Annotated in this window: 1 pseudogene; it reads right to left on the reverse strand. The window is 67.7% G+C overall.

Annotated features, from left to right (window positions below):
* A pseudogene (locus R0J87_RS24825) lies at positions 1-235 on the reverse strand (elongation factor 4); the annotation flags it as partial.

Genomic DNA, 235 nt, shown 5'->3' on the forward strand with positions numbered 1-235 from the left:
GGCGTCGATCGGGAACAGCCCGCAGAACACCACCGGGATCGACGGTTTGAAGCCCGGCAGGTTCTCCGCGCAGGGGCGCTTTTCCTCGGTGATCGTGTCGCCGACCTTGGTCTCGGTGATGTCCTTGATGCCGGCGGTGATGAACCCGATCTCGCCGGGGCCGAGCTCGTCGACCAGCACGCCCTTGGGCGACTGGAAGCCGACGCGCTCGACCTCGCGGGTCGCCTGGCTCTTG

The organism is Halomonas sp. SIMBA_159 (genome assembly GCF_046536035.1).
In the GTDB taxonomy this organism is placed as follows: domain Bacteria; phylum Pseudomonadota; class Gammaproteobacteria; order Pseudomonadales; family Halomonadaceae; genus Vreelandella; species Vreelandella venusta_A.